The organism is Cytobacillus kochii (genome assembly GCF_020171845.1).
GTDB classification, from domain to species: Bacteria; Bacillota; Bacilli; order Bacillales; family Cytobacillaceae; genus Cytobacillus; species Cytobacillus kochii.
On record NZ_JAIVAM010000009.1, the window covers coordinates 96,848 to 120,334 of the forward strand.

Consider the following 23,487-nt stretch of genomic DNA (forward strand, 5'->3'; position numbering starts at 1 on the left):
GACAATGAAGCGTATTGTAATCAAATGTGGGGGAAGCGTGATGGATCAGCTATCACCTGCGTTCTTTGAAAGTTTACATCATTTACAGAAGAATGGTTACCAACTTATTTTCGTTCACGGTGGTGGTCCTGAAATAAACAAAATGCTGCAAATACACAAGGTAGAATCACAATTTATCAATGGTTTAAGAAAAACAACGCCAGAGACGATGAAGATTGTTGAAATGGTGTTATCAGGTGTAGCCAATAGGAAGTTAGCAACATTGCTTGATAGTAATGGTTTTGAAGCAGTTGGTTTGAATGGGAGTGACCACGGTTTTCTACAAGCTGATTTTATTAATGAAGCAGAGCTTGGGTTAGTAGGAGAAATTACCAAAGTGAAAGCGGAGTTATTAGAAGTAATTCTTAATAAAGGCTATATACCTGTTGTCACGCCTATTGCTACAACAGAAGATGGTAAGAAGTTAAACATCAATGCAGATTTTGCTGCTGCATCTGTAGCAAAAGCAATTGAAGCGGAAATGTGTATATTCGTCACCGATGTTGAAGGAGTATTAATTAATAAACAACTCGTAGAGCATTTAGATACAGAAGAAATAAAACAGCATATTGACAGTGGTGAGATATCGGGCGGGATGATACCAAAGGTAAACTCTGCAGTGGCGGTGTTAGAACAAGGCCTTGCTAGTGTAATGATTGCTTCTGGGAAGCACAACTTTTTTAATGGAGAAGCATGGACAGGGACAAAAATGACAAAAAAACAAGTAGAGGTGGTACAATAATGAATCATTTATTCCCCACATATGCTCGCTGGGAAGTAGAACCAGCAGAGGCAAAAGGCACAAAACTAATAGATAAAAACGGGAAAGAATATTTAGATTTCACATCCGGAATTGGTGTCACTAACTTAGGTCATCGCCCCGAATCAGTCCAAGCAGCGATCACAAAGCAATTAAATAAGTTTTGGCATGTATCCAATCTATTTACACAAGAACAACAAGCATTGGCAGCAGAAAAGTTAGCTCATGCATCTGGTTTAGCTTATACATTCTTTGCAAATAGCGGAGCAGAGGCAAATGAAGGGGCAATTAAATTAGCCAAAAAAGCTACAGGTAAAGACAAAATCCTTACATTTAACAAATCTTTTCACGGTAGAACAATTGCTACGATGGGGGCAACAGGTCAGGATAAAGTAAAACAAGGGTTTGGGAGTATGCTGCCAACATTTTCGTATGCTACTTTTAATGATATCGAGTCGGTGAAATCATTAATAGATCATGAAACAGCAGCCGTGATGGTGGAAGTGGTTCAAGGTGAGGGTGGTATTCACCTTGCGGATTCGGCCTTTTTAGAAGAATTGCAACAATTATGTCAAGAATACCAAGCATTGCTCATTATTGATGAAATTCAAACAGGCATTGGTAGAACAGGTAAACCATTTGCCTTTCAACATTATGACCTACAACCAGACATTATTACTTGTGCAAAAGGGCTTGGAAGTGGGCTACCAATCGGTGCTATCATAGGCAAAGAAAATCTAAAGGAATACTTTGGTCCAGGTAGTCATGGTTCCACATTTGGAGGAAATCCATTAAGTATTGCTTCAGCGATCGCTACAATGGAGATAGTCTTCAATGAGGATTTTTTATCAGAAGTGAATGAAAAGGCAGAATATTTACTTGAACAGTTGAAGGAATCACTATACAATATAGAAGAGGTAACCGCTATTCGTTCATTAGGATTAATGATTGGTATAGAGATGAATACAAATACGGCATCTTTAATGCAATTCTTAAGAAATGATGGCTTGCTTGCTTTATCGGCGGGTGAGAATGTCTTGAGATTATTACCACCGTTAACAGCAACAGTAGAAGAGATAAATCAAGCAGTAGCTATACTGAAAAAGAATATAGTTCCAGTTCAGACAGCCTGAAATATGGCTGCATTTTTAAAACTAAAAATGCATAAAAATTAATTTTATTTAATGAATATACAAGTTCACGAGGTGTTAAAGATGGAAGGGTATTTACATTTAAAAAGCGGTCATTGTTATAAAGGGGAATGGCTAAATATGCCACCACAAAATGAGGTTGCAGGAGAAATTGTTTTCTTTACAGGAATGACAGGTTATCAAGAAGTGCTAACAGATCCATCCTACAAAGATCAGATGATCGTTTTCACTTATCCTTTAATTGGGAATTACGGTGTGAATGAATCAGACTTTGAGAGTAAAAAGCCACATGTAGCTGGCGTGATTGTTTATGAGGGGACAAATGAACCTTCTCATTATCAATCTGCCTATACACTGAAGGAGTATTTGCGTAAATGGAATATTCCTGTGCTAGGGCATATGGATACAAGGTCAATTGTGAAAAAAATTCGGGCAGTTGGTTCCATGCCAGCAACTATGTCCGCTCATTCTGTAAAAGATACAACATGGAGTAAACAAGAGGATCATAAGGTTGAAATGGTTTCTAATCCTCAGATGCACACATATGGTGAAGGTGATAAGCATATTGTTCTTTATGATTTCGGCTATAAGAAATCAATACTTAATAGCTTATTACAGCAAAATTGTAAAGTGACTACTGTGCCATTTTCTACAACATTCAATGAAGTTGCTAAGTTAAATCCTGATGGTATCCTTCTGTCCAATGGTCCTGGAGATCCGAAAACGCTTCAACACGTCTTACCCGAACTTAAAAAAGTAATTACCAGCTACCCTACTTTAGGGATTTGTTTAGGACATCAGTTGGCAGCACTTGCACTTGGGGGTAACACAACAAAGTTATCTTTTGGACACAGAGGGGCGAATCACCCTATTAGTGATTTAAAAACAGGACGTGTCATGATGTCTTCGCAAAACCATAGCTATGTTGTTGATACAGTAAGTTTAGAAACAACTGGATTTAAAACAAGGTTCATTAATTTGCATGATCAATCTGTTGAGGGTCTCACTCATGAAATTTATCCGATTGAGACGGTACAATTTCACCCTGAAGCTAACCCTGGACCAACCGATACGCATTATTTATTTTTAGAATTTATTCAAACGATTGAAGAGAAGAAAGGGAGCGTTATCGCATATGCCTAAAGACAACAGTATCCAATCAATCCTGGTCATCGGATCGGGACCAATCGTGATTGGGCAAGCAGCAGAATTTGACTACGCAGGCACGCAAGCATGCGCGGCGCTTAAAGAAGAAGGCTACAAGGTGATATTAGTAAATAATAACCCTGCAACAATTATGTCAGATCACGCATTTGCAGATAAGATTTACTTTGAACCATTAACAGTAAATAGTATTGAAAAAATCATTCAAAAAGAAAAACCAGATGGCTTATTAGGAACTTTAGGAGGTCAAACAGGTCTAAATTTAACCTTTCAACTAAGTGAAGCAGGCGTATTAGATAAATATGAGGTGAAACTATTAGGTAGTAGTATCGAAGCAATAAAAAAAGGTGAAGATCGGGAAGCATTTCGCCAATTAATGAATGACTTAAATGAACCAGTTCCAGAGAGTGAAATCGTTCATCATGTGGAAGAAGCGGTTGCGTTTGCTGAAAAGATTGGTTTCCCTATCATTATCCGACCTGCTTATACCCTTGGCGGAACAGGGGGCGGTATTGCAACAGATATGAATGAATTAAAGCATTTCGTTAAGAGCGGCCTAAAAGAAAGTACGATTACGCAAGTACTTGTAGAAAGAAGTATTGCTGGGTTTAAAGAAGTAGAATATGAAGTGATGCGCGACAGCAACAATACTTGTATCACCATTTGTAATATGGAAAACATTGATCCAGTAGGTGTACATACAGGAGATAGTATTGTTGTTGCCCCGAGTCAGACATTAAGCGATGTAGAGTACCAAATGCTTCGTAGTGCTTCTGTCAAAATTATTTCTGAGTTAGGCATCATTGGTGGATGCAATATTCAATTTGCTCTAGACCCAGAAAGTAAAAATTACTACCTGATTGAGGTGAATCCTCGAGTTAGCCGATCTTCTGCTCTTGCTTCTAAAGCAACTGGATATCCGATTGCACGAATGGCAGCAAAGTTGGCTGTAGGCTATCATCTTTCTGAAATTATTAACCCAGTAACTGGTGATACTTTTGCTAGTTTTGAACCGGCACTAGACTATTGCATTGTCAAATTTCCAAAATGGGCGTTTGATAAGTTCTCTGATGCTGATCGCAAATTAGGCACGCAGATGAAAGCAACAGGAGAAGTAATGGGGATTGATAGAAACTTGGAGAGAGCGTTGATCAAAGCGGTTCATTCCCTTGAAGGAAAAGGACTTGATCTTCACTATCCTCGGATTAAAAAAGATACAAAAGAGACGTTACTGAAGGAGCTAGCAGGCCAAACAGATGAAAGATTCTTTATTATATTAGAGTTAATAAGACGTGGGGTAAGCGCTGAAGAGATAAAAAACATCACTAAAATTGATTATTTTTATCTGTCAGCTTTCCAACGTTTAATCTCATTAGAAAAAGAGATTGCACAAGCTTCACTCGAAAATATTGAGCCAGAAATGATGCAACTGATCAAAGAAAAGGGCTTTGGTGATGCCTACCTTGCTTCAGTGTGGCAAGTCGATGAAAAAGCTGTTCGTCATAAAAGAAAAGAAATGGGGATAATCCCATCTTATAAAATGGTTGATACATGTGCTGCCGAATTCGCTGCGTCTTCCAATTATTTTTACTCTAGCTATTTTGGAGAAAATGAACAAATACCAAGCGATAAAAGAAAAGTTTTAATCATTGGTAGTGGTCCGATACGAATTGGCCAGGGAATTGAATTTGATTATTGTTCTGTACAAAGTGTCTTTGCTTTAAAAGATGAAGGTATTGAAACGATTATGATTAATAATAATCCAGAAACAGTCAGTACGGATTTTACGACAGCAGATCGTCTTTATTTTGAACCATTAATCATTGAAGACGTGATGAATGTAATTGAAGCGGAACAAGTGAATGAAGTCATTGTTCAAGTAGGTGGACAAACAGCGCTTAACTTAGCTAATCAGCTAGAGGATTACGGGGTAAAATTACTCGGTACTGATTCGAAAACCATTGATACCCTTGAAGATAGAGAATTATTTTATCAATTATTAGATGAACTTGAAATCCCTCATATTCAAGGGTACGTTGCAGAAAATGAAGTTGAACTCGAACAATATGTAAACCAAATCGGCTATCCTGTATTGATTAGACCATCTTATGTTATCGGTGGGATGGGAATGGAAACCATTTATAATGATGAAGCGTTTCAAGTTTATAAAAAGAAGGATATTCCATTCCCTGTACTTGTGGATCAATTCTTACAGGCGAAAGAGGCGGAGCTTGACTTAGCCGCAGACGGAGAGCATGTTCTCATCCCGGCAGTTATGGAGCATATTGAAAGGACCGGGGTTCATTCTGGTGATAGTATGTCAGTCTTACCGCCACAAAGCTTATCAAAAGAAGTACAAAATCTTATGATTAAGTATGGACAATTGATGGTTAAAAAGCTTGGATATAAAGGTTTAATGAACATCCAATATATTATTGATGATAACAAAGTTTACTTACTTGAAGTAAACCCGAGGGCAAGTCGAACGGTGCCAATTGTAAGTAAAGTGAGTGCTATTCCATTGGTTCAAGAGGCAACGAAAGTATTATTAGGAAAGCAATTTTTCGAAAAAGACCAACTTCCAGAAGATACGAAGCAAACATTTGTTACTGTCAAATATCCGGTTTTCTCTAACTATGCACTAAAAGGTCTTGATGCTAAAGTAGGACCAGAAATGAAGTCAACTGGTGAAGGAATTGCGTTAGCAGCGACTTTACCACAAGCTTTAAAGAAAGTGTTTCAATTACATGGAGATAAGGAACGGTCCGTTTTGTATAGTGGCGAATTAACAGATGGCATCAGGACATTGGCAAAAGAGTCAAAAACCAAATTGCTAGATGCTCAAGGGGCCGAATTAGATGAAACAACTGTTGCACTTTACAATCCTTTCACTGGTGAAGAAAATCAACGTATGCGGGAATGGGCGGTTAAAAATCGACTACACACTTTTAGTGAATTAGAGTCACTTGAAGCCTATTTACTTGCTTTAACAGAAAAGGATTGGCAAGCAGTAGCAATTGAGGATTGGCAAAACGACAATGTAAAGGAAGTGACGATATCATGATTACAACATCGACTGTATGTGGTAAAAAGTTAGATATTAAAGGACAGGATATGCTAACATTAGCTGATTATTCTTCTGAAGAAATCAATGGACTTGTCGAAAAGGCATATTTAATGAAGCAAACGGATCATCAAGCCGAAGAGCCATTGAAGGGCAAAATATTGGGAATGATTTTCGAAAAGTCATCTACACGTACAAGGGTTTCCTTTGAAGCGGGTATGTTACAACTTGGCGGTCATGCCCTTTATTTAAATAGTAATGACATGCAAATCGGTAGAGGAGAAACGATTGCAGATACCGCAAAAGTATTATCTAATTATGTTGATGGCATTATGATTCGTACATTTTCTCATGATATTATAGAAGAACTTGCCACACATGCTACTATTCCAGTAATTAATGGGTTAACGGACCTTTATCATCCTTGTCAAGCACTAGCAGACTTGTTAACGATTAAAGAAGTAAAAGGAAAATTAGCAGGTATTCGTTGTGTTTATGTTGGAGATGGCAATAATGTAGCTCACTCATTAATGATTGCGGCAGCAAAAGTTGGCATGCATATGACGATTGCATGTCCGAAAGGCTACGAACCAGATGAAAAAGTGGTCACTTTAGCACAAGGATTTGCTGAAGTGACGGGCAGTAAAATTGTCGTCGAAAACGACGTAAAAAAGGCGGTTGATGGCGCTGATGTCATCTATACGGACGTCTGGACGAGTATGGGTCAAGAAGAAGAAAATGAAATGCGTTTACAAGTCTTTCATGATTATCAAGTGAACGAGTCACTTGTAGCCTATGCAAAAGAAGATTATTTATTCCTTCACTGTTTGCCCGCACACCGTGGGGAAGAAGTCTCGGCGCCTGTTATTGACGGTGATCACTCCGCTGTTTTCCAACAAGCAGGCAACCGTCTTCACGCACAAAAAGCCTTATTAACTGAATTACTATAGTGTTGACAAGCTGAAGCACGAACTATTCTGTTCCTAGAATGGTTCGTGCTTTTTATCATTTGAGGGGGAATTTAGGAAGTTTGAGGGTGAGCAAAAAAGGGTTTGCTCGTACATTGAGAGGAAAAAACGCAGGGATAGCGAAGCAAAGTGAGTGAGCTCGTACATCAAGATGAAAATGCGTTGGAATAGCGTATCAAAAAGGATTTGTTCGTACCTCATGAGTGAAAAACGCAAAGATAGCTGCGGGGTAAGAGTAATTTAAAAGTACACCCAACAATAAAAGCGCCAGAGACAGGCTTGCAATCTGATTTGAGGAAAACACAATACCTACAATTTCCTTTATGATTCCTCCTTCTCGCGGAAATAATAAAAGTGTAAGTTTGAAGGAGGTGCTCATTTTGGGACAAAATCGACAATTTAGAGCAGGGCAGAAAGCGCCAAATAATGGTAAATATATTGAGATTGGTGAAACTGGCAGTAATGTGAATAACCCACAAGTGGTAAGTCTTCGTGCGGGTGATCGATTTCCTGAAAACTCAAACCATAATCGATTATGGACTTATCAAAGAAAACCATAATAAAGAACGAATCAGATGCCATCCCAAAATGTGGATGGCTTTACATATGGCAGGAAATAATTTTATAATAAAACAAAGGTCAAAAAAGGTCAGGAGTGTGACGTACGATTGGATATTAATCAAATGACAAACTCTTTGCAAGAAGGTTTAATGACTGCCAAAAGGATGGCGACAGATAAAGGTCACCAAGAGGTGGATACGGTGCACCTTTTCCTTTCCTTCTTGCAGGAGGATCATCTATTTACAAATATTTTAAGACGAAGTGATTTTACAATTGAAAATGTGAAACAATCATTGCAACATTTATTAGAAAGAAAACCCAGGGTTAGTGGAAGTGGTGCGGATTTAAATTCTTTTTATCTTACTAATGATTTAAGAAAAACCTTGTCAAAAGCAGAAGAATTAAAATTGCAATGGCAGGACAATTATATATCCATTGAACATGTTTTATGGGCAGTGATTGTGGCAAAGACGAATGTTACAGACCTCTTTTTAATGAAAAAGAAGGATATCCAACAAGCAATTGAAGAAATCAGGGGGAATCAAAAGGTGACATCACAAAACCCAGAAGGTACTTATGAAGTACTTCATAAATATGGTAGAGATTTAGTGGAAGAAGTGAAAACAGGGAAATTAGATCCTGTCATTGGCAGAGATCAAGAAATCCGTAATGTAATTCGCATACTTTCAAGGAAAACGAAAAATAATCCTGTCCTCATCGGTGAGCCAGGTGTTGGTAAAACAGCAATTGTTGAGGGATTAGCACAGAGAATTGTTAGAAAAGATGTACCAGAGGGACTGAAAGATAAGACGATTTTCTCATTAGATATGAGTGCGTTAATTGCTGGTGCTAAATTTAGAGGTGAATTTGAGGAACGCTTAAAAGCAGTGTTAGCAGAGATTAAAAAGAGTGATGGTCGTATTCTTCTGTTTATAGATGAGATACATACAATCGTTGGAGCTGGTAAAACAGAAGGTGCGATGGACGCTGGTAATATGTTGAAGCCGATGCTTGCCCGAGGTGAGCTACATTGTATTGGCGCAACAACATTGGATGAACATAGAAAGTATATTGAAAAAGATCCGGCATTAGAGAGAAGGTTTCAACAAGTATTAGTAAAAGAACCCGATGTAGAAGACTCTATCTCTATTTTAAGAGGTTTAAAAGAGCGATTCGAAATTCATCATGGGGTCAATATTCATGACAGGGCTATTGTTGCAGCAGCTACTTTATCTGATCGTTATATTACAGATCGTTTTTTACCAGATAAAGCGATTGATTTAATTGATGAGGCATGTGCAATGATCCGGACAGAGATTGACTCTATGCCTACGGAGCTGGATGAAGTAACAAGAAAGGTAATGCTGCTTGAAATTGAAGAGGCCGCTCTGCTAAAAGAGTCTGATGAAATCAGTCAAGGGAGGTTAGAGAAACTAAGAGAAGAACTTACTAACTTTAAGGAACAAGCGAAAGAAATGAGAGCGAAATGGTTAACAGAAAAGGCTGCGATACAATCGATACAATCAAAACGAGAGCAGTTAGAAATTTTGAAAAGAGAGTTAGAGGAAGCTGAGAATAAGTATGACCTTAATAAGGCAGCAGAGTTAAGACATGGGAAAATCCCTGCATGTGAAAAGGAGTTACAACAATCAGAAGAAGAGGCGAATAATAAAGAAAATGATAACCGTTTATTACGTGAAGAGGTCACTGAAGAAGAAATTTCTGATATTGTATCGAGATGGACTGGTATACCTGTCTCTAGATTAGTTGAAAGTGAACGGGAGAAGTTATTGCGATTAGAGTCGATTCTACAAAAAAGAGTCATCGGTCAAAATGAAGCCATCACACTTGTCTCCGACGCAGTTTTAAGAGCAAGAGCAGGCATAAAAGACCCGAAACGGCCGATTGGTTCTTTTATTTTCTTAGGTCCTACAGGGGTTGGAAAAACAGAGTTGGCAAAGGCGTTAGCGGAATCTTTATTTGATAGTGAGGAACATATCATTAGAATTGATATGTCGGAGTATATGGAAAAACATGCGGTATCAAGACTAGTTGGTGCACCACCAGGTTATGTTGGGTATGAAGAAGGCGGACAATTAACAGAAGCGGTTCGTAGGAATCCGTATGCAGTCATATTACTAGACGAAATAGAGAAAGCACATCCTGAAGTGTTCAATATTCTTTTACAAATGTTGGATGATGGAAGGGTTACTGATTCTCAAGGTCGAACAGTTGATTTTAAAAATACCGTTATCATAATGACATCAAATATAGGGTCTCATATTTTGCTTGAACGCGATGAAGCGAAAGAGAAGGGTAATATAATAGAAGAAACTCGGAATAAAGTATTAGAAATGTTACGTTCGCATTTCCGGCCAGAGTTTTTAAATAGAGTAGATGAGGTTATTTTATTTCATCCTTTAGGTAAAGAAGAGATGAAAGGAATTGTTGAAAAACTAATCCATGAACTACAACAAAGGTTAATTCATCAACAAATTATCTTAACAATAGATGATAAGGCAAAGGCTTTTATTGCCGAAACGGCTTTTGACCCCATATACGGTGCAAGACCATTGAAGCGTTACATGCAAAGAGAAATTGAAACAGCATTAGCAAAAGAAATGATCGCGGGAAATATCCAAGCGAAATCACATGTAGCTATCTCTAGTGACAGTACAAAACTTATCATAAAACAATCATGAACCAGTGGAAAATAGCATAAACTGGATATATTAACGAAAGTAAAAAAACAAAAGTCATCCATATTGGATGACTTTTGTTGCCATTCTTAATGTAGTCCTTCCTTCTCTTCTGGTGCTGCAGGAATGACAGCAGCGAGAATGTAAAGGAGAATACTTACTGCAACCGAAAGGACAGTTGCCGTTTGTAAATCATAACTTACACCATTCATGTTGCTTACTACATAAGTAACCATATTCATAAGTAAGAATGTCCAAATGAACGTCCAAATGTATTGCATTTTTACTCACCTCATACGTATGTCAGTCTATTTAATAGTATCATACAATGGTTGGATTATAAACGTGATTCACTGATTTTTTTTCATAGGATTATGTCTAAAATGTGAATAACAGTTGGAATCAAGCGTTTGAACTAATTCATTAAAAGCTAGGCAAATATCCTATTCAAATTACCTGTACAATCATACATTAGTATGAACAACAGTAAAGGGGTTAATAAAATGGATAGCCGAAACTTTCAACTGCATACAGAATGGAATATGATTCATTACCCAGAAAAGCCAAGTGGTTTCGGTGTTCTTATCATTGGGGATGAACGCCATTTTGTTGATGAGAAACAAAGCTTCTGGACACAAAATGAAGGGAAATCATCTCTCATTTCATCATTAAGAAGAGATGGTTATACTATCTTTTATTCGAATCTATATGGGCGAAATTGGGGAAGTCGTAAAGCCATTGAGATGGCAAAAAGATTGTATGCCCATACGATTAGACATGAAATTATTAATGAAAGAATCCATATAATTGCTGAAGGTATGGGCGCACTTGTCGCTGGAGCATTAATGAATGAAATGAATGAGAATATACGGTCGATTACGTTTATCAATCCCATCTTTTCATTAAAAACACATTTGGAACAAGAAAAAGAACATAAATTTTTCTATAAAAAATTAAAGAAAGAAGTTGAAGCTGCACTTGTGAGTAATATTAAAGAGATAGATGAATCCATCGTAATAAATGAAGAACAATTCCTTCAAGTAGACCTCCCAGTAAAAATCATTCATATCCTCTCAAGTAGCCGTGCATATAAACAATCTCATCATTTAAAAGACTTATCAGTGAAATGGTCAGAAAACAATCAACGAGTCTCAATCAATTATTTATTACCAGAAAAAAGGCATAGTTTAAGCTACCATATTATTCGATTTCTCAACGAAAATGAGTCGATATTATAAGTCTGAGGAAAAAATCCCTCAGACAATTTTTTTTTGAAATGTAAAACTTGCTAGTTTGTTATAAGTCATATTTGAGTGAGAGATTTCGATGATATATAAAGATAATTCCGCATAGTATACAATAAAACAGACGACTGGAGGCTGGGGTATGAAGCAAGCAGTTGTAATTGATGGTTATAGTTTTGTAGGTTTTGGCACTTGTAAAGGGTTGTTAGAAGAAGGGGTCGAGGTTTTACTGCTCAATTCATTGAAGGCAGATGATGCTTTAGAAAAACAATTATCCGTTGGGAGAAATGCGAACTTAACCGAAGTGGATATAGATAGTTTAAACACTTTGCTTGAAGAAGAGGCCACTGTTTTTATTGATGGTTACAGTTTATATATTAAAGATATAAACATGGAGAGGTTTTTAGTTCCTTTCTTAGATAAAATCTCTTTTGAAAAGCGAAAATGTGTGGTTACTTTGCCCATTCAATGGTTGTATACAGGTCATTCAAAAAAATGGGTGCAAAAGACCTTTTCTCATGCTCATATCTATTACTTACCAACAGTATATGGACCGTTTCAACCGGAAGAAATGCTTTTTCAACAAAAGCTGATGCATACTAACCACAATAAAAGTGTCAGTGAAAAGGAATGGCGGAATGATGCTGTTTATATTGACGAAGCCATCACCTGTTTATTGCATGATTTTTTATCAAACAATAAGAGTGGAGAAAAAATAATTAGCAGTGGAATTGAAAACCATTGGCAGCAATGTGTAGATTATTTACAAATTAATCTTGAAAATCATACTGTAAAAGAAGATAACAGTTTAAGAGACGAACCTCAAACAATTCATATTCATAACCATCTATCGGTGGAAAAAGCGCTTAGTCAACAGAAAAGACATGTGGATATTCTCCCATAAATATAAAGTACTTTCATCGGAAAAACCTTTTCAATCACTAGGATAAAAGGTTAGAATGATGTTAGTTGGTCTTTTCGAAAGAAAAAATCAACTAACATAAAGGGGCGAAAGATATAGAAATGAAGAAAGCTTTAATTAGGTGGGGGAGTTTGGTTCTATGCCTTCTCTTATTATCGTCATGTGGACAGGTATTTTCTGGGGGTCAGCTGCAAAAGGCTGGCTTATTAGTGCCGGATACCATTAATGATCAAGTGTGGGGTACGAAAGGGTATAAAGGCCTACTCAAGATACAGTCTACTTATGATATTGATGTGTATTATAAAGAAGGGATGAACTCACAACTCGTTGTCGAAAGAGCGGTAAAGGAATTTTCAAAAAAAGGGGTCAATTTAATTTTCGGACATGGAAATGAATATGCAGAGTACTTTAATCAAATATCAGCACAATATCCAGATATTCAGTTTGTGAGCTTTAACGGGGACGCACAAAATGAAAATACGACAAGTTTAAATTTTGAAGGATATGCAATGGGCTTTTTCGGAGGTATGGTGGCTGGTGAGATGACAGCTACTAATATTGTTGGTATTATTGCGGCATTTGAATGGCAACCAGAAGTAAAAGGTTTTATTGATGGTGTGAACTTTCAAAATGATGAAGCAGATGTTAAAATACATTATGTTGAAAATTGGGATGATGCCCATAAGGCTGCAGGGTTAATGGACAAGTTGGTCATAGAAAAAGCAGATGTCGTTTATCCAGCAGGTGATGGATATAATGTCCCTGTCATTGAAAAAGTAAAAGAGCATGGTTTATATGCCATTGGTTATGTTTCTGACCAATCCCATCTAGGGAAATCAGCAGTATTAACAAGTACGATTCAACATGTTGACCATTTGTATGAAATAGTAGCAGAACAATTTCATAATGGAGAACTTCAGTCTGGAAACCTTTCTTTTGACTTTCAAGAAGATGTCATTTCATTAGGTGCGTATAGTCCAGAATTATCTCCAACCTTTATTCAACAATTAAATGCAGCAGTAAAAAAATATAAAGAAACAGGTAATTTACCGACAGAACCATCATAGGAGGATAACAGAATGTCAAATGATAAAACAATGGAATTTATGCAAATCGCGATGAAATATCTACCTGAAGCAAAAGCCGAACTAGAAAAGTCAGGTGTAAATTTATCAATGGAAATGATTCAACCGTTTATGACGATGTTTACACAAGTGATGAATGAAGCATATGAATTAGGGAAAGCAGATGCACAAAAAGAACATGAATAAGAGAAAAGCTAGCGGCGTGGGATTGCCGTTAGCTTTTTTTATTCATAAAGACTTCAACGATTGGAGCAGCATGTTTTAAAAGTGGTTTTAATTCCTCTGCAGAATCCATTAATTGAGACATATTGGCCATTAATTCCACCAGATCTAATTGTTCGATTGTATTTAAAATAGAAGGTGATTTTTCCTCCTCCTGCTTATGTTGTCTTCCGAGAATCCAATCTTCACTTTGACGAGCATCTCTATTACCAAACATAAATTGATTAAAAAACGGTTCTTCACTCATATAAGCAATCCTCCTTTTGATTTTCTATTGTATAAGTTATTCCTTATAATATATGGGTGAATAAAAGAAAAGGTTGGACGAAAATAATAATTATGAAGAAAAATATTGAAACTTTACCTGCTTATTTGATAAAATTAGTACCAAGTACTAATAATTGATATTAAATTTTATTTCTCGTAAATAAAAAGGTTGAATTTCTTATAACGACAAAGTGGAAGAGAAAAAGGGAGTGGGAAAGATGAATGCTGGAATTGTGGGCTTAGGTAGATACTTGCCTGAAAAAATAGTAACGAATGCTGATTTAGAAAAAATAATGGATACTTCAGATGAATGGATCCGCACGAGAACAGGTATCGAACAAAGACGGATTGCCGATGACGATACAGATACTTCTGATATGGCATTCGCTGCTGCAAAAAAAGCATTACAGGATGCAGATTTGTCTCCTGAAGATATCGATTTAATTATTGTCTCAACTGTCACACCAGATCAGCCATTTCCAAGTGTTGCTTGTTTACTGCAGGAAAAGTTAGGGGCAAAGAAAGCAGCAGCTATGGATGTAAGTGCAGCTTGTGCTGGTTTCATGTACGGTGTGATTACAGCGAAACAATTTATTGAAACAAAAACGTATCAGAATGTACTAGTGGTAGGTGTTGAAAAGCTGTCTAAAGTAACCGATTGGTCTGATCGTAATACAGCTGTCCTTTTTGGAGATGGTGCGGGTGCCGCTGTCATTGCTCCTGTATCTGAAGGAAGAGGCATTTTATCATTTGAACTAGGAGCAGATGGTGGTGGAGCGAAGCATCTTTATCAAGATAAGTACATTGTGATGAATGGTAGAGAAGTTTATAAGTTTGCGGTTAGACAAATGGGTGAAAGTTGTATTAATGTATTAGAAAAAGCTGGTTTAACAAAAGAGGATGTAGATTTTCTTATCCCTCATCAAGCAAATATTCGTATCATGGAAGCTTCTAGACAACGTTTAGAGTTACCAATTGAAAAAATGTCAAAAACAATTGATAAATATGGTAATACATCAGCATCTTCTATACCAATTGCTATGATTGAGGAGATAGAAGCTGGGAAAATTAAAGATGATGATATTATCGTAATGGTCGGATTTGGTGGCGGATTAACATGGGGAGCCATCGCTTTAAAATGGGGAAAATAAGTATAAATATAATAGGCTTTATTGATATAAAAGGAGTGACATAATAGTGGAAAAAAAACGTGTCGTTGTAACAGGACTTGGAGCAGTAACACCGGTTGGAAATAATGTAGAACAGTCGTGGAGTAATATTAAAGCTGGAAAATCTGGAGTAGGACCGCTAACAAGATTAAATGCTGATGAATATCCTGCTAAAGTAGCTGCGGAAGTGAAAGATTTTGATATTCATGAGTATTTAGAGAAGAAAGATGCAAGAAAGATGGATCGCTTTACTCATTATGCAGTGGCTTCTTCAATCATGGCAGTGAAAGATGCTAATTTGACGATAAATGATGAAAACGCGCATCGTGTTGGTGTTTGGGTAGGATCAGGAATCGGTGGAATGGAAACATTCGAGAATCAATTTGAAACCTTTTTAAACAGAGGCTACCGCCGTGTGAGTCCATTCTTTGTACCAATGATGATACCGGATATGGCTGCAGGGCAAGTATCAATCACATTAGGTGCAAAGGGAGTGAATTCCTGTACAGTAACCGCTTGTGCAACTGGAACGAATTCAATCGGTGATGCGTTTAAAGTCATTCAGCGTGGTGATGCGGATGTCATGGTAACAGGAGGAGCAGAAGCACCAATTACGAGAATGTCTGTTGCAGGATTCTGTGCTAACACAGCGCTATCTACCAATCCAGATCCGGCTACAGCAAGTCGCCCATTTGATAAAGATAGAGATGGATTTGTTATCGGAGAAGGTGCAGGTATTCTCATTCTTGAAGAATTAGAACATGCACTAGCTCGCGGTGCCAATATTTATGCTGAAATTGTTGGGTATGGGTCAACTGGAGATGCCTATCATATAACCGCACCTGCACCAGAGGGAGAAGGCGGTGCGCGTGCAATGAAAATGGCACTTGACGATGCGGGTCTCACTCCTGAACAAATCGATTATATTAATGCTCATGGTACGAGCACAGATTATAACGATAAATATGAAACGGTTGCAGTGAAAAGTGTTTTTGGTGAACATGCTTATCATTTAGCCATTAGTTCAACAAAATCTATGACAGGTCACCTTCTAGGTGCTGCCGGAGGCGTTGAGGCGATTTTCTCTATCCTAGCGTTAAGAGATAGTACGTTGCCACCAACGATTAATTACAATACAAAAGATCCAGATTGTGATTTAGATTATGTACCTAATGAATCAAGAGAAAAAACTATTGGAGCTGTTATGAGTAACTCATTAGGCTTTGGTGGTCATAACGCAACAATCGTCTTCAAAAAATATCAATAATAAAATCAAACACGGACAAATTCTGCTTTGTTACATGGCGGAATTTGTCCGTGTTTTTTATATTTTTATGGTTTTCTTTTGAACCGATTATTTGTCTCTTCCATAAAATAAACAACAACATTTGATGGGAGAGAACCATATGCCGGTAATTAGAACTGATGAATGGTTAGATCAGCATTTTACTGAACCAGAAAAGTTGATTGAACCATTGTTAAATTCATTCCATGAAAACGAGCCACAAAGGTTATACCAATTCTTATCCTCCTTTGGCATGTATTCACCAAATAGAAGGAATAAAGAACAATTCAAACAGTTAAAAGAAAATAAAACATGGGAAAAAGTTGAATTGTTATTAAACAAGTATAGAAAAAACTGGAAAGGACCAGATGTCCCCATTTACTTATTTCCAATTGCACAAGGCGGATTATTCTTTAGAACATCTTATGTGAAGTCTGGCTTGTCATTCCCTGACAAGATGTTTTTATTTCTCGCTCCATTAGAAGATGAGAAAGAATTAGAAGCATTATTTGTCCACGAATACCATCATATCTGCCGAATGAAGAGATTAAAAAAAGAAATGGCTGAGTATACATTATTAGATAGCATTGTATTAGAAGGATTAGCAGAATGGGCAGTGGAGAAAAGTTGTGGAAAATCGTATCGTTCAAAGTGGTGCACAGAACATGATAGAGAAAGAATACAATACTATTGGCATAAATATGTAAAAAAAAATATAGACATAAAGAGAGACAATGAATTACATGACCAAATTCTATTCGGTGAGGGGAAATATCCAAAAATGCTTGGCTACTCCATTGGCTATGAAATCGTCTCAATGTATGACAATGAAAAAAAAATCAAGCTCAAAGAAAGTATGGTTATTCCTTCAAAGTTTTTTGTACCTCAGTGGGAAAAAGAATAGAGTAGATGAGAAAACATGTAAAGAAAATAAAAAAATTGTCAAAGTAAGTAAAATAGTATTTTTTCCTTATATTAACATACAAGTAACAGGATGTAAGAACTATTTCATGACCACTCCATACTATTTATAATATTATCAAAAGATAGATTTTTGAAAAAATTCCTTGTATTCGTAATCTATTTGTAATAATATACAGATAATTAATCCTAGTACTAAATATTTTACAATACTGTAAGATATTACGATTGAGGTGTTGAAATGGTAGGGAAAGAAGAAAGTCCTAGCTTGGACACAATTTTACAAGTAAATGAATTAAAAGCAGGTTTTGATATAGACGGAAAGGTCTATCACGCAGTAGATAATGTATCTTTTGACGTAAAGAAAAAACAAATTCTTGGTGTCGTGGGAGAATCAGGCTGTGGAAAGAGTGTCATGTCTATGTCCATTATGCAGTTATTACCGAAGGAAACAGGAAAAGTCACTGGTGGTGAAATTGTTTTTGAAGGTAAGAATATTGAGAATTACTCCATTAATCAAATGAATACCATCCGAGGTAATGATATCTCAATGATTTTCCAAGAGCCAATGACGGCACTTAACCCTGTATTCACAATTGGTTTTCAATTACAGGAGATTCTCTTTAATCATCAGAAGATTTCGAAAAAGGATGCACGAGAAAAAAGCATCCATCTTTTAAGACAAGTAGGCATATCAAGGCCAGAGAATATCGTTGACGAATATCCCCATCAACTTTCAGGAGGAATGAGGCAACGGGTAATGATCGCTATTGCGATTGCCTGCCAACCAAAGTTACTCATAGCTGATGAGCCAACGACTGCATTAGATGTGACAGTACAAGCCCAAATACTAGATTTATTAAGGGAAATTCAATCAATCAATAATATGGCGATTATTCTCATTACCCATGATCTTGGGGTCGTTGCTGAAATGTGTGACGATGTAATTGTTATGTATGCTGGGAAAATTGTTGAAAGAACAAATGTAGATGCACTTTTTCATAACCCTAAGCACCCTTATACACAGTTATTATTACAATCGATCCCTAAATTGGATGAAGAAGAGAAAGAATTAGGGTCGATTGACGGCTTAGTACCATCTCTTAAAGATATGCCAGAAGTTGGTTGTAGATTTGCTGATCGTTGTCCAAAAAGAATGCCTGAATGTACTGAAATCACACCTTTATTAGGTTTTGTTGAAAATGGACATGAGGCTGCTTGTCTTTTATATGAGAACAGCTATCAGACTAATGGGAGGAATACATATGTCAAATAACACAGCTGAGAAGCGAGAAGTGTTATTAGAAGTAGAAGATTTAAAAACATATTTCCCGATTAAAGCAGGTTTCTTTCAAAGAACGGTAGGACATGTCAAAGCTGTAGACGGAGTTAGCTTTCAAATACATAACGGCGAAACGTTTGGACTTGTTGGAGAATCGGGTTGCGGCAAATCAACGACAGGTCGAACGCTTTTAAAACTTATGAATCCAACAAATGGAAAGATTATTTTTGATGGACAAGATATTTCAAGTTTGAAAGGAAAAACTTTAAGAGCAATTCGCAAAGATTTTCAAATGGTTTTCCAAGATCCATACGCCTCACTTAATCCAATGCAAATGGTTGGGGACATCGTCTCAGAACCGCTCGTTAATTTTAGAGGGAAATCAGTGAAAGAATTAAAAGAAGAAGTCATGGATCTCCTTAATAAGGTCGGACTTCCGTCAGATGCTTATTATAAATATGCTCATGAATTCTCTGGTGGTCAAAGGCAAAGGATTGGTATTGCGCGAGCATTAGCACTACGTCCAAAGCTAATTATTGCGGATGAACCTGTATCAGCACTTGATGTATCTGTACAGTCCCAAGTATTGAATCTCTTAAAGGAACTGCAAAATGAATTTCAATTAACCTTTTTATTTATTGCACATGATTTGAGTGTTGTTAAGCATATGAGTGATCGAATTGCTGTGATGTATTTAGGTGGAATTGTTGAAGTAACTGATAAGAATAGTATTTTTGCAGAACCACTTCACCCCTACACACAAGCTTTGATTTCGGCCATACCTGAGCCGGATCCGAGAAAGAAGAAACAGAGAATTATCTTAGAAGGTGATGTACCAAGTCCGGCCAATCCTCCAACGGGTTGCCCGTTTCATCCACGCTGTTCACATGCCATGAAAGAATGCATGGAAGTAAAACCGACTTTAAAGGAGGTGAAGGCTGGTCATAACGTAGCTTGTCATTTATATAACTAAAAAATCATTTAGGGGGAGAACAATGAAAAAGAAATCTTTTTGGTTAATTTCGTTATTACTCGTATTCTCTATGTTTCTAGCAGCTTGTAATAGCGGGAACGAAACGAGTGGGAATGAAAAAGATGGAGATAAAGAAGAAGCCAACACTGGTGAACCGGTTGAGGGTGGGAAAGTCACGTTAGCGGTAACCACTGCGCCTGAAGGAGTATTTGAGTATGCTTACTACCGTAGTGCAGTTGATGCACAAATCTTGGAATTCACCGGTGGTAGTATTTATCAAGTAAATGATGACCTAGAATATGAGCCAGATCTTGCTTCATGGGAAATTAGTGAGGATAAGTTAACATACACTTTCAAATTTAAGGAAGGTGTAAAGTGGCATAATGGTGAAGAGTTAACAGTTGAGGACTGGCAATTTGCTTTAGAAACAATGGCTGATCCAGCATATGATGGTGAGCGTTTTAACTATGTAGAAGGAATTAAAGGCGCAAAAGCGAAAAAAGATGGGAAAGCAGACTCGATTGAAGGAATTAAAGTGATTGATGACTATACAATCGCAATTACATTTGAAGAAATGAAGCTAAATAACCTTGAGAATTTATGGTCCTATCCGATGCCTAAGAAGCATTTTGAAGGTATAGCTGTAGCTGATTTAGGTGAATCAGAGCAAGTAAGAACAAATCCTGTAGGTCTTGGACCATTTAAAGTAAAAAGTGTGAAACCAGGTGAGTACGTAGAGTTAGAGAAATTCGCAGATTACTATAAAGGCGAACCTAAACTAGATAATATAGTAGTAAAAGTAATTGACGCTTCTGTAGCTAATGGAGCACTCCAAAATGGTGAAGTTGATATTATGGAGGTAATTCCTAACCAAGTGGAAGAGCTTGAGAAGATGGATCATATTTCTGTTGAAGAGACAACAGGAGTTGGTTACTCGTATATTGGTTTAAGGTTTGGACATCGTGACCAAGAAGCACGTACGAATAAAGATGATATTGATAAGTTCAAAAACAAAGATCTTCGCCACGCCCTTTTATATGCAATCGACCGTCAAGCAATGATTGATGCATTCTTGGCTGGTAAAGGTAAAGTCTTTAATACGGTTATTCCATCTACTTTCTGGATAGCAGCAGACGAATCTGAGTTAAATCAATATGAGTATAATCCAGAAAAAGCAAAAGAATTATTAGCAGGAGCGGGCTATAAAGATGTAGATGGAGATGGGTTCGTGGAAGATCCCGATGGAGAACCTTTCTCAATTTCTTTTGGGCATTATGCAGGAAATGCTACATTTGAAGGCCGTGCTCAAGCGATTATTCAATCTTGGAATGATATCGGTGTAAAAACAGAGTTAGCGACAGGGTCATTAATCGAATTTAACCTATATAACGATATGAAAACAGAAGATGATGAAGCATTAGAAGCATTCTTTGGATCATGGAGCACTGGTTCTGACCCAGATCCATCAGGATTATGGGCGAATAATGCGGAATGGAATTTTGGTCGTTGGGTAAATGAGGAAAACGATAAATTACTGAACGATGCATTGAGTGAAAAAGCGTTTGATAAAGACTATCGTAAAGAAGTTTATGTAGAGTGGCAAAAACTATTCAATGAAGAAATACCAGCTATTCCATTATGGGAAAACTTAGATTTATACGGTATTAATAAACGCTTACAAGGTGTTCATATTAATGCTGTTGGATTCCAAACTAATACTCATGAATGGTATGTTACAGAATAAGCGTCACGCGAACTTTTAATTGATAAGGAGAATGGACATGCTGCAATATTCACTTCGCAGAATATTAGGTATGATACCGTTGTTATTCCTTACTTCCATTGTGGTTTTTTCCCTGGCGAAGTTTATGCCAGGGGACCCTTTTGGGGGTGAAATTGACCCATCGAATACAAATCCAGAATATATTGAAGAGATGAGAGAAAAACTGGGATACAATGATCCCATTCATATTCAATATATCAGATGGGTGACAAATTTCGTACAAGGAGACTTCGGACACTCGACAGCACATAAAATACCTGTGTTTGATTTAATTGTAGACCGTTTACCAAATACGATATTTTTGGCGATCGTATCACTTATAATTACATACATTTTTGCTTTTGCTATGGGGATGTATTCCGGTAGAAGGCCATATACATGGGGAGATAATCTAATTGCAGGTTACAATTATGTAGGTCTTGCTATTCCCTCCTTTGTTGCCGGAATCATAGCTATTTACTTTTTCTCTTTTCAACTAGGTTGGTTTCCGTTTGCAGGATCTGTTGAAGTAGGGCTACAACCTGGTACTTGGGATTATTATGTTAGTAGAATGCATCATGTGCTCCTACCAGCTTTAATTCTTGGTCTTATGGGGACAGCTTCCTATACGCAGTTTTTACGAAATGATGTCATCGAAAACAGCCGTAAAGATTTTGTACGTACTGCTAGAGCAAAGGGCACAAGTGAATCTGCTATTTATAATAAACATATTTTACGAAACTCAATGATACCATTAATCACTTTTTTAGGATTTGATATTGCTACATTAATAGGTGGTGCGGTTATCACTGAAACAATTTTTACTTATCCAGGTATAGGTTTATTGTTTTTGGAATCAGTGGATAGAAGAGATTATGCTGTGTTAATGACGATTACCATGCTGCTTTCATTTTTAACTTTATTAGGTAACCTAATTGCGGATTTACTTTATGGCATTGTTGATCCGAGAATTAGATTAGGATAGGAGGCAAATATGGTGAAAGCATCTTTAAATACAGACGGTCAAGTTTTAATTAAAAACAAACAAAAGCAGTTCTCTCCTTGGAAATTAGCGAGAAAAAAATTTCTCAAGAATAAAATTGCAATGACTAGCTTAATTGTTTTCGTCTCTTTTGTACTGATAGCGGTTTTTGGCCCACTATTTACTACACAGGATATTACACGAATCAATTTTATGTCGATGAACTTGCCACCTTCTGCGGAGCATTGGTTCGGAACAGATACAAATGGTAGAGATATATTTACACGTATGGTATATGGAGCGAGAACATCACTGTTAATTGGTTTATCATGTATGACATTTATTATTGTTATCGGAACAATAGTCGGAGCAATTGCTGGATACAATGGCGGAAAAATTGATCAAATATTTATGAGAATAACAGACTTTGTACTAAACTTTCCATTTCTAGTCTTTGTTATTGTTCTTAATACCATTTTAGTTGGGAAAGTCTCTGGCGTTTGGACATTGATATTAGTTATCAGTTTATTAAGCTGGGGTGGCGTTGCCCGGATTGTTCGCAGTCGTTTTTTATCAGAAAAAGAAAATGAATATGTTTTAGCAGCGAAATCAATTGGAACAAGACCTATCAAGATTATTGGGAAGCATATATTACCTAATGTAGCTTCGACAATCATTGTTCAAGCAACTTTAATGTTGGCAGTTACAATCGTTGCTGAAGCAGGTTTAAGTTTTTTAGGGTCTGGTGTACCAGCTAATATACCAAGTTGGGGGAATATGTTATTTGAAGCCCGTGATTCTGATGTATTAAGGAATAAAACTTGGATTTGGGTACCGCCCGCTGCAGCTATTACAATCACCATACTAGCAATTAATTTCATTGGAGAAGGCATAAAAGACGCTCTAAACCCTAAATCTAGAAGGTAGAGGCCTAGCAAGTAAGTCTGAAAAAGAATGCAATTGACCT

General features: G+C 37.0%; 21 protein-coding genes. 19 read left to right on the forward strand and 2 right to left on the reverse strand.

Translation table 11 applies throughout. From position 1 onward, the window contains the following. The first annotated feature begins 4 nt into the window (after positions 1-4). The 7 genes from argB to clpB all read left to right on the forward strand — a co-directional run bounded on the left by argB (position 5) and on the right by clpB (position 10,409). Positions 5-781, forward strand: a complete 777-nt coding sequence (gene argB, locus LCM23_RS15225) for an acetylglutamate kinase (RefSeq protein WP_224937726.1) — start codon at positions 5-7, stop codon at positions 779-781. Beyond that, positions 781-1,932, forward strand: a complete 1,152-nt coding sequence (locus tag LCM23_RS15230) for an acetylornithine transaminase (protein WP_263624270.1) — start codon at positions 781-783, stop codon at positions 1,930-1,932. The genes argB and LCM23_RS15230 overlap by 1 nt, the downstream gene beginning before the upstream one ends. A gap of 81 nt (positions 1,933-2,013) precedes the next feature. Next, positions 2,014-3,093 carry a carbamoyl phosphate synthase small subunit gene (locus LCM23_RS15235; RefSeq protein ID WP_224937727.1) on the forward strand — a complete coding sequence of 360 codons (1,080 nt, stop codon included), beginning with the start codon at positions 2,014-2,016 and terminating at the stop codon, positions 3,091-3,093. Further along, positions 3,086-6,178, forward strand: a complete 3,093-nt coding sequence (locus LCM23_RS15240; RefSeq protein ID WP_224937728.1) for a carbamoyl phosphate synthase large subunit — start codon at positions 3,086-3,088, stop codon at positions 6,176-6,178. The genes LCM23_RS15235 and LCM23_RS15240 overlap by 8 nt, the downstream gene beginning before the upstream one ends. Continuing rightward, on the forward strand, positions 6,175-7,128 hold the full coding sequence (gene argF, locus LCM23_RS15245) for an ornithine carbamoyltransferase (RefSeq protein WP_224937729.1): 954 nt from the start codon (positions 6,175-6,177) through the stop codon (positions 7,126-7,128). The genes LCM23_RS15240 and argF overlap by 4 nt, the downstream gene beginning before the upstream one ends. Positions 7,129-7,526: 398 nt before the next feature. After that, positions 7,527-7,706: a YjzC family protein gene (locus LCM23_RS15250; RefSeq protein ID WP_095369821.1), complete on the forward strand. Its 180-nt coding sequence runs from the start codon at positions 7,527-7,529 to the stop codon at positions 7,704-7,706. A 108-nt stretch (positions 7,707-7,814) separates the two neighbouring features. Continuing rightward, positions 7,815-10,409, forward strand: coding sequence for an ATP-dependent chaperone ClpB (gene clpB, locus LCM23_RS15255; protein WP_224937730.1), 2,595 nt, complete (start codon positions 7,815-7,817; stop codon positions 10,407-10,409). A gap of 86 nt (positions 10,410-10,495) precedes the next feature. Here the strand turns inward: clpB and LCM23_RS15260 are convergent, their stop codons facing one another. Next, positions 10,496-10,687, reverse strand: coding sequence for a YjzD family protein (locus tag LCM23_RS15260; RefSeq protein WP_224937731.1), 192 nt, complete (start codon positions 10,685-10,687; stop codon positions 10,496-10,498). Positions 10,688-10,909: 222 nt separating this feature from the next. Between LCM23_RS15260 and LCM23_RS15265 the strand changes: the two genes are divergently transcribed. The 4 genes from LCM23_RS15265 to LCM23_RS15280 all read left to right on the forward strand — a co-directional run bounded on the left by LCM23_RS15265 (position 10,910) and on the right by LCM23_RS15280 (position 13,843). Then, positions 10,910-11,644 carry a lipase family protein gene (locus tag LCM23_RS15265; protein ID WP_224937732.1) on the forward strand — a complete coding sequence of 245 codons (735 nt, stop codon included), beginning with the start codon at positions 10,910-10,912 and terminating at the stop codon, positions 11,642-11,644. A 148-nt stretch (positions 11,645-11,792) separates the two neighbouring features. After that, the gene (locus LCM23_RS15270) at positions 11,793-12,554 is read left to right on the forward strand and encodes a hypothetical protein (protein WP_224937733.1); all 762 of its coding nucleotides are present in this window, start codon (positions 11,793-11,795) and stop codon (positions 12,552-12,554) included. 119 nt (positions 12,555-12,673) lie between these two features. After that, on the forward strand, positions 12,674-13,639 hold the full coding sequence (locus tag LCM23_RS15275; protein WP_224937734.1) for a BMP family ABC transporter substrate-binding protein: 966 nt from the start codon (positions 12,674-12,676) through the stop codon (positions 13,637-13,639). 12 nt (positions 13,640-13,651) lie between these two features. Further along, entirely contained in the window at positions 13,652-13,843 is a 192-nt protein-coding gene (locus LCM23_RS15280; RefSeq protein ID WP_191814887.1) for a ComZ family protein, read from the forward strand. 28 nt (positions 13,844-13,871) lie between these two features. Here LCM23_RS15280 and LCM23_RS15285 read toward each other — a convergent pair whose 3' ends face one another. Further along, positions 13,872-14,126 carry a hypothetical protein gene (locus tag LCM23_RS15285; protein ID WP_224937735.1) on the reverse strand — a complete coding sequence of 85 codons (255 nt, stop codon included), beginning with the start codon at positions 14,124-14,126 and terminating at the stop codon, positions 13,872-13,874. A gap of 238 nt (positions 14,127-14,364) precedes the next feature. Here LCM23_RS15285 and LCM23_RS15290 point away from each other — a divergent pair, with 238 nt between their 5' ends. The 8 genes from LCM23_RS15290 to opp4C all read left to right on the forward strand — a co-directional run bounded on the left by LCM23_RS15290 (position 14,365) and on the right by opp4C (position 23,447). Beyond that, positions 14,365-15,297 carry a beta-ketoacyl-ACP synthase III gene (locus LCM23_RS15290; RefSeq protein WP_224937736.1) on the forward strand — a complete coding sequence of 311 codons (933 nt, stop codon included), beginning with the start codon at positions 14,365-14,367 and terminating at the stop codon, positions 15,295-15,297. A 46-nt stretch (positions 15,298-15,343) separates the two neighbouring features. Continuing rightward, positions 15,344-16,582, forward strand: a complete 1,239-nt coding sequence (gene fabF / locus LCM23_RS15295) for a beta-ketoacyl-ACP synthase II (protein WP_224937737.1) — start codon at positions 15,344-15,346, stop codon at positions 16,580-16,582. 139 nt (positions 16,583-16,721) lie between these two features. Continuing rightward, positions 16,722-17,504: a DUF2268 domain-containing protein gene (locus LCM23_RS15300; protein WP_224937738.1), complete on the forward strand. Its 783-nt coding sequence runs from the start codon at positions 16,722-16,724 to the stop codon at positions 17,502-17,504. 258 nt (positions 17,505-17,762) lie between these two features. After that, positions 17,763-18,797 carry an ABC transporter ATP-binding protein gene (locus tag LCM23_RS15305; RefSeq protein ID WP_224937739.1) on the forward strand — a complete coding sequence of 345 codons (1,035 nt, stop codon included), beginning with the start codon at positions 17,763-17,765 and terminating at the stop codon, positions 18,795-18,797. Then, on the forward strand, positions 18,787-19,776 hold the full coding sequence (locus LCM23_RS15310) for an ABC transporter ATP-binding protein (RefSeq protein ID WP_224937740.1): 990 nt from the start codon (positions 18,787-18,789) through the stop codon (positions 19,774-19,776). Before LCM23_RS15305 ends, LCM23_RS15310 begins: the two co-directional genes overlap by 11 nt. Positions 19,777-19,798: 22 nt before the next feature. Beyond that, a complete protein-coding gene (gene opp4A, locus LCM23_RS15315) occupies positions 19,799-21,520 on the forward strand; it encodes an oligopeptide ABC transporter substrate-binding protein (protein WP_224937741.1) in 1,722 nt (573 codons plus the stop codon). Between the two features lie 37 nt (positions 21,521-21,557). Then, positions 21,558-22,523, forward strand: coding sequence for an oligopeptide ABC transporter permease (opp4B, locus tag LCM23_RS15320; protein ID WP_224937742.1), 966 nt, complete (start codon positions 21,558-21,560; stop codon positions 22,521-22,523). 9 nt (positions 22,524-22,532) lie between these two features. Next, positions 22,533-23,447: an oligopeptide ABC transporter permease gene (opp4C, locus tag LCM23_RS15325; RefSeq protein WP_224937743.1), complete on the forward strand. Its 915-nt coding sequence runs from the start codon at positions 22,533-22,535 to the stop codon at positions 23,445-23,447. Positions 23,448-23,487 lie beyond the last annotated feature (40 nt).